The sequence below is a fragment of the bacterium genome, from assembly GCA_029210545.1.
Classification (GTDB): Bacteria; BMS3Abin14; BMS3Abin14; order BMS3Abin14; family BMS3Abin14; genus JARGFV01.
The window spans coordinates 1-6,158 of the sequence record JARGFV010000131.1; the positions used below are offsets into that span (position 1 = coordinate 1).

General features: G+C 57.3%; 6 protein-coding genes. All 6 read right to left on the minus strand.

All coding sequences use genetic code 11. The features are described from left to right. Positions 1-394: 394 nt before the first annotated feature. Positions 395-1,009, minus strand: coding sequence for an indolepyruvate oxidoreductase subunit beta (locus tag P1S46_10915; protein ID MDF1536987.1), 615 nt, complete (start codon positions 1,007-1,009; stop codon positions 395-397). Further along, complete coding sequence (locus P1S46_10920) at positions 1,006-2,772, minus strand: thiamine pyrophosphate-dependent enzyme (protein MDF1536988.1); 1,767 nt, start codon at positions 2,770-2,772, stop codon at positions 1,006-1,008. Before P1S46_10920 ends, P1S46_10915 begins: the two co-directional genes overlap by 4 nt. Further along, positions 2,769-3,500, minus strand: a complete 732-nt coding sequence (locus P1S46_10925) for a tetratricopeptide repeat protein (protein ID MDF1536989.1) — start codon at positions 3,498-3,500, stop codon at positions 2,769-2,771. Before P1S46_10925 ends, P1S46_10920 begins: the two co-directional genes overlap by 4 nt. A 58-nt stretch (positions 3,501-3,558) precedes the next feature. Next, positions 3,559-4,212: a histidinol phosphate phosphatase domain-containing protein gene (locus tag P1S46_10930; GenBank protein MDF1536990.1), complete on the minus strand. Its 654-nt coding sequence runs from the start codon at positions 4,210-4,212 to the stop codon at positions 3,559-3,561. A gap of 311 nt (positions 4,213-4,523) precedes the next feature. Beyond that, positions 4,524-4,754 carry a hypothetical protein gene (locus P1S46_10935; protein MDF1536991.1) on the minus strand — a complete coding sequence of 77 codons (231 nt, stop codon included), beginning with the start codon at positions 4,752-4,754 and terminating at the stop codon, positions 4,524-4,526. 171 nt (positions 4,755-4,925) lie between these two features. Then, positions 4,926-5,882 (minus strand): GDP-mannose 4,6-dehydratase, encoded by a 957-nt coding sequence (locus tag P1S46_10940; protein MDF1536992.1) that lies wholly within the window; start codon positions 5,880-5,882, stop codon positions 4,926-4,928. Positions 5,883-6,158: the final 276 nt, after the last annotated feature.

Genomic DNA, 6,158 nt, shown 5'->3' on the forward strand with positions numbered 1-6,158 from the left:
GGAGGAAGGATAAGGAAGTTGGCCTTCACGAGGGGGAGGAAGGATAAGGAAGTTGGCCTTCACGAGGGGGAGGAAGGGTAAGGAAGTAAGCCTGCATGAGGGGAAGAAGAATATGGAAAGTAGCTGCTTTATGCTCCCAATGACCCGTCTTCGTCCTACGGACTACGCCATGGCAGGCAAGTGTGGGCGTCCCCTATCGACTATCCCCAATTGCCCCTCGCCTAGCGTCTGCTCTTCTCCCACGCTCCCATGCCGTTCCCATGGCCGCTCTTCCCCCGTATCACCGCGTCTCCTTATCAGGGCTTCCCGGTTGTTCGCTCAGTCGCTTCGTCGCCTCGTCGAAAGTTCACCTCTGGACTCTGGACTCCCTGTCCGCCGTAGTTAAGCCAAAGGCTTAACGAAGGAGGATGGCCTCTGGACTGATTTGTTCCCATCCCAGGGAGAAAGCTTTGAGATTCACATCCACAAATTTCGCAGGCATGTTCCTGCGTATGGTCTCCTCCCATACCTCCCGCTGGACCGGCAGGTATCTGGCCAGGAGCCCCATGAGAACGACGTTGGCCGTTTTCTTTTCCCCAGCCTTTGCGGCCAGGGCCTCCCCCTCCACGACATCGAGTTGGAAACCGGCAGAACGGATCCGGTCAAGGGCATCGAAGGGATACGGCTCCTGCCCCACCTGGGAAGTGTAGGACAGGATGGCCCGGTTATCAGCCAGGACCCGTGCCCCGTGTATCATCCAATCCAGGCTCCTGAGAGTCTCCGCCATTTCGAATCCCACGAGGATGTCGGCCTCTCCCTTGGCGATGAGGGGGGAATACACCTTTTCACCGAACCGGACGTGGGAGACCACCCGGCCTCCCCGCTGGGCCATCCCGTGCACCTCGCTCTTTTTCACCTCGTACCCTGCCTCGAGGAGAACGCGGGACATCAGTTCGCTGGCCAGGATGGTCCCCTGCCCTCCCACACCCACCATGAGGATGTTCGCGGGCCGATCCGAACCGCCGATCATTTCGCTCTCCCGACGGCGTCGAACTTGCACACCTGGAAACAGAGGTCACAGCCCGTGCACTCACCGGTGTCGATAACCGGTTTGTTATCCGGTGAGGCGTCTTTCCTGGCAATGGCCGGGCACCCCAACCTCAGGCACATCCCGCAATCGGTGCACTTCTCCCCGTCGATGCAGTACGGGTCCTCCCGCTTGACCGGCCTGTTTGTCATGAGCATGCACGCGCCCTGGACCACGATGACCGATGGTGCATCCTTGTGAAGCTCCTCATCGAGGACGGTGCGGATCTCATCCAGGTCATAGGCGTCCACGAAACGCGGCTCCGGTATTCCCAGACCTCCGAGGAGCTGTTTCCAGTCCACCTGTTTAGTCCGGTTTCCGCCGGCGTCGAACCCGCTGCCCGGGTGGTCCTGACGTCCTGTCATGGCTGTCGTGTAGTTGTCCAGGATCAGGATGGTGGCCGGGATGTTGTTAAAGGCCATATTGAGGACACCGCCCATTCCGCTGTGCAGGAAGGTGGAATCCCCGATCACTGCCACGACCTTGCCGTGTTCTTCCGGCATGACCGCCTCGATGCCCACCGCCTGGTTGACTCCGGCACCCATGCACAAGGTCGTGTGGATCGCCGCAAGGGGTTGTGAAACGGCGAGGGTATAACATCCGATGTCACCTGCCACGAAGGTTTTTTTCCTGCTCAGGATGTGAAAGATGCCCCGGTGCGGGCAGCCGACGCACATGACCGGCGGGCGTGTCGGAACATGGGGCAGGTGGTCCATCTCCCGGGACAGGGCGGCCCCTTCCATCCCGAGGGCCCTCTTAACCGTCCCCGCGTCGATCTCCCCGAACCTGGGGATGAGAGATTTGCCTTCGCACTCGATCCCCAGGAACCGTACCCACTCCTCCAGGTGCGGTTCGAGTTCCTCGACGATGACGATACGGTCACAGCCGGCCGCGAAATCCCTGATGAGCTTTTCCGGAAGGGGGAATACCAGGCCGAGCTTGAGGATCGATGCGCCAGGCACCGCTTCCTTGACATAGTTGTAGGAGATTCCCGAGGTGATGATCCCCAGTTCCCGGCTCCCCTTCTCCACCGTGTTGAAGGAACAGCTCTCCGCGTAACCGGCTATCAGGCCGATCTTTTTTTCGAGTTCACGGTGCTTGATCCTGGCGTTGGCGGGAACCATGACGTATTTTGAGGGGTCCTTGATCAGCCCCGGTTCGACGGGGCTCTTTTCCCCGGGTTGTTCAGAAAGCTCCACGAGAGACTTGCCGTGGGATATCCGGGTCGTGGTCCTGACGAAAAACGGGATGTCGAACCGCTCGCTCAAGGCGAAGGCCTCACGGGTATAATCCATGGCCTCCTGGCTGTCCGCGGGCTCGAGCATGGGGACCCGGGTAAATGACGCGTACCGCCTGTTGTCCTGCTCGTTCTGTGACGAATGAAGCTCGGGATCATCAGCGGTGATGATCACCATCCCTCCCCTTATACCGGTATAGGCCAGGGTAAAGATGGGATCGGCGGCCACGTTGACCCCCACGTGCTTCATGGCGGCGAGGGTCCGGTGCCCGGCATAGGAAACTCCGCTGGCCAGTTCCACTGCGATCTTCTCGTTGGGGGCCCAGAGTGCTTTCGTCAAGCCTGTCTTTGCGATGTTCTCAAAAATTTCCGTGCTGGGAGTGCCCGGGTATGCGGTGGCGAGGGAGATCCCCGCTTTGATGGCGCCTTTCGCGATCGCTTCGTTACCGGAGAGCAGAACGCGGCTCAAAGCGTTTCCTTGTCGATGACACCCAAAGTTGCCAGCTTCTTTACTGCCCGCAGGCCGAAAACCGAATCAGGGTATTCGGACAGGATCTCCCGGTAAAGGTTCACTGCGGCCTCCTTGTTGCCGGAGATCTCCTGGCACCTGGCGATATCGATCGCCAGCACGGCCTTCATGTCACCGCTGATCCGGTCCCTCAACTGGGAATAGACCCCGATGGCCTGGTTGTACTCCTCCATGGCCTCGTAGCTGCTGGCCAGCAGGTATGATCCGTTGACCTCGCTCACCAGATCCGGGTTCCTGGTTCGAAGCTCCTCGACTGCGGTGGCGGCCTCCGTATACCTTCCCAGCTTGTACAGCACGCTGGCCTTGTAAAGAGAGGCCGATTGACCCTGCGCCATGTCGGCGTACCCGGATGCCACCTCGTCGAACCCTTCCAGGAGCTGTCCGAGGTTCATCTTGTCCAGTTCGGGATCCTCGGAAGGTATCTGGTAGATCGTATTCTGGTATAAAACCAGCGCCATCGATAAAGCCTTGTTGGCAGCTTCCTCCCTCTCCGATCTCATCCACATGATGCCGAGGACCATGATGAGGATAAACAGTGCCGCGCCGGCAGTGTATACGATCGTGTTGACACGTTCCGTTAACCAGTTGGCCAGGGTTTTCTGGTCGGCGATGATCTCCTGGGGTGTAGGCCCCTGTTTGCCTGCCTTCCTGCGCTTGATGTAGCTCATTTTACCCCTCCGAAGTTGATTGAATCTAGGAGTCTGAGTGTGGTTCCCAGACAGACTCCTAGCCGGTGATCTCTTCGAGCAGTTTTTTTCCATTGTTAAAAACGTCGTCGATCTCATTGGCGACAATTCCCGCTCCCATGAGGACAGCCCGTGCATACTGAACGGTGACCAGGTCTCCAGGACCGTGGGCATCGGTCCCGAACAGGAGCCGCGCACCCGCCTGGAGCGCCATCCTGGCCACATGACCGTTGGCCGATGAGTGCCCTTTTCGGGCGGTGATCTCAAGGTGGACCCCGTTCTGAGCGGCCGCGGCGGCATCCTCTTCGGTCAACAAACCTGGATGGGCAAGGATATCGACATCCGGACACCGGACTGCCGCGGCGTTGGTGCCGGGTGCCACCGGTTCGGTGATCGTCTCACCGTGCACGATGACGAGACGGGCACCTGTTTCCCTGGCCCTCGCAGCCACACCGGGAATCCGGCCAGGCGGGACGTGGGTGATCTCCACCCCTGGGATAACGATGATCCCCATCTCGTCAGCCCAGGACGCGGCAGCCGTAACTGCCCTGCGAATCAGGTCCTCGAGGTTGGACTCGTCACCGTGGTCGGTGATACCGATGGCCCTGTAGCCGGCCGCCTGTGCCCGCCTTATGAGTTCAGAGGGAAGGAGAACTCCATCGCTGGCAAAGGTGTGGGTATGCAGGTCGATGATCATGATTTACGAGTTCCTGGCAGCGTGTCGGGAAACCGTGACACGCTGCGTAAAAGTTTGTCGGAAAAACGCTTATAATATTTTTTCTTAATATCAACCGATGATAAAGTAGTCGTTGAAGATGGTAAGTCACTGTTAACACATAGAATCGAATTTTCCTAAATATCACAAAGGGTTGGATGTTACAAGCGGAGCCCGAAATCCGCGTATTCAGTTGGCAGTAGCCAGATAAAGCTTCCACCCCATATCGGTCCAGGGCGGGATCTTAATATCATCTGCACTGATGTTTTTTCTGATCACTGATTACTGAATTACTGTTCCTCCGGTATCACACAGATGATGCTGGATTTGTTGATCGCAACAAAAGGAACCTTAAGCGGGGGGCGCTCCCTGGTCCGTATCTCCACCTGGGTGAGGTGTATAAACGGTTTTTCGTCGTTGAGAACGTCCGTTTCCCTCTGGTTGGCGCTCATCCTGTGTATAAAACCGGCGAACTCCCTTTGCTCTGTGACGACGAGGACCCTGGATCTGGTTCCTTCCATGGGATTCTGACTGCTATTCTCCACTTTTACACCCCCTTCATAAATTTTTCTTCTCTGTTAAACCCTGCTTGCCAGGCCGAAGCTTTATGCGAAGGCTGGTGGAGCGGCCTTAAACCGGCGGCACTGTGGTTAATCAGCCTTTGTCGCTCTTATCTGGACTGTCCTTTATCATCACGGCGCGGTTTCATTTAACCAACTGGTGAAAAGCCGGATCCCCTCTTCCATGGGGACCGTCGGGTCGTATCCCAACATGTTGCGCGCTTTTTCTATATCCGCATAGGTGACCGGTACATCACCGGGCTGATCGGGCCTGTGAACCTTTTCAACCGGACGACCGAGGTTTCCCTCGAGCATGGATATCATTTCTAAAAGCGCGACTGTTCTTGATTCACCAAGGTTGAAGATCTCATAGCCATGCGGCTTGTCGAGAGCCAGGCAGATCCCGTCCACGATGTCTGAAACGTAAGTATAATCCCGCCGGCTCGATCCGTCGCCGTAAACCGTGATCGGTTCCCCGCGGAGTATCTTCCGGGCGAACAGGTGGATGGCCATTTCAGGCCTCTGCCGGGGACCATAGACGGTGAAGAACCTCAAGCATGAAAACGGTATCCCGTACAGGTGGTGATAGGTGAAACAGATCTGCTCACCGGCAAGTTTGGTAGCCGCATAGGGGCTGACCGGGCGGTTCAGGACGTCCTTCTCGGAAAAGGGCACCTTGTCGTGGACACCGTAGACCGACGAGGAACTGCCGAAAAGGAAGTTCCCCACAGGGTGATCTTTCACAGCTTCGAGAAGGACGGTGGTCCCTTTGATGTTCACGTCGTTGTACTGGTTGGGATATTGCAGAGATGGCCGTACCCCGGCCATGGCAGCGAGGTGGATCACGGCATGGGGTTTGAACCTGGAAAATATCTCCTTTACCAGTTCCTCGTCACGGATATCCCCTTCCACAAGGGTATAGTCGGGATTATCCAGAACCGCCTTTATGTTCCCTCGTTTAATGGAAGGGTCGTAGAAATCGTTGAAGTTGTCCAGGGCCAGGACCTCACGCCCCTGGTCCACCAGCCTTTCACAAAGGTTAGAGCCGATGAATCCGGCGCCTCCCGTCACAAGAATCCGGTCAGGCATGGATTCCCCTCCGGATTCTTGTGACGGGAGGCCAAAGACCATCCACCTTCGCCAGGGCTTCGGCGGACAGGAAGTCCAAAGTCCAAAGTTTAAAAACCGCTGACAGGATCAAGTTTAGAACCTTTCGATGATGGACTCGTAAAAAGTCCATCAACGCGCCCCGCGCGGGGCGCCCAAATCAATGACCGGCAAATGACTAGCCGCGCCTGGGAAGGGCGCCCGGATCGAGTGCCAATGGCTGTGTGTTCGATCCGTGAGGGAACCGAAAACCACGCT

What these genes read in the sequence shown, in the direction of transcription:
- P1S46_10915 (MDF1536987.1), bottom strand. Translation starts at nt 1,009, where the DNA reads ATGATCGGCGGTTCGGATCGGCCCGCGAACATCCTCATGGTGGGTGTG.
- P1S46_10925 (MDF1536989.1), bottom strand. Translation starts at nt 3,500, where the DNA reads ATGAGCTACATCAAGCGCAGGAAGGCAGGCAAACAGGGGCCTACACCC.
- P1S46_10935 (MDF1536991.1), bottom strand. Translation starts at nt 4,754, where the DNA reads ATGGAAGGAACCAGATCCAGGGTCCTCGTCGTCACAGAGCAAAGGGAG.
- P1S46_10940 (MDF1536992.1), bottom strand. Translation starts at nt 5,882, where the DNA reads ATGCCTGACCGGATTCTTGTGACGGGAGGCGCCGGATTCATCGGCTCT.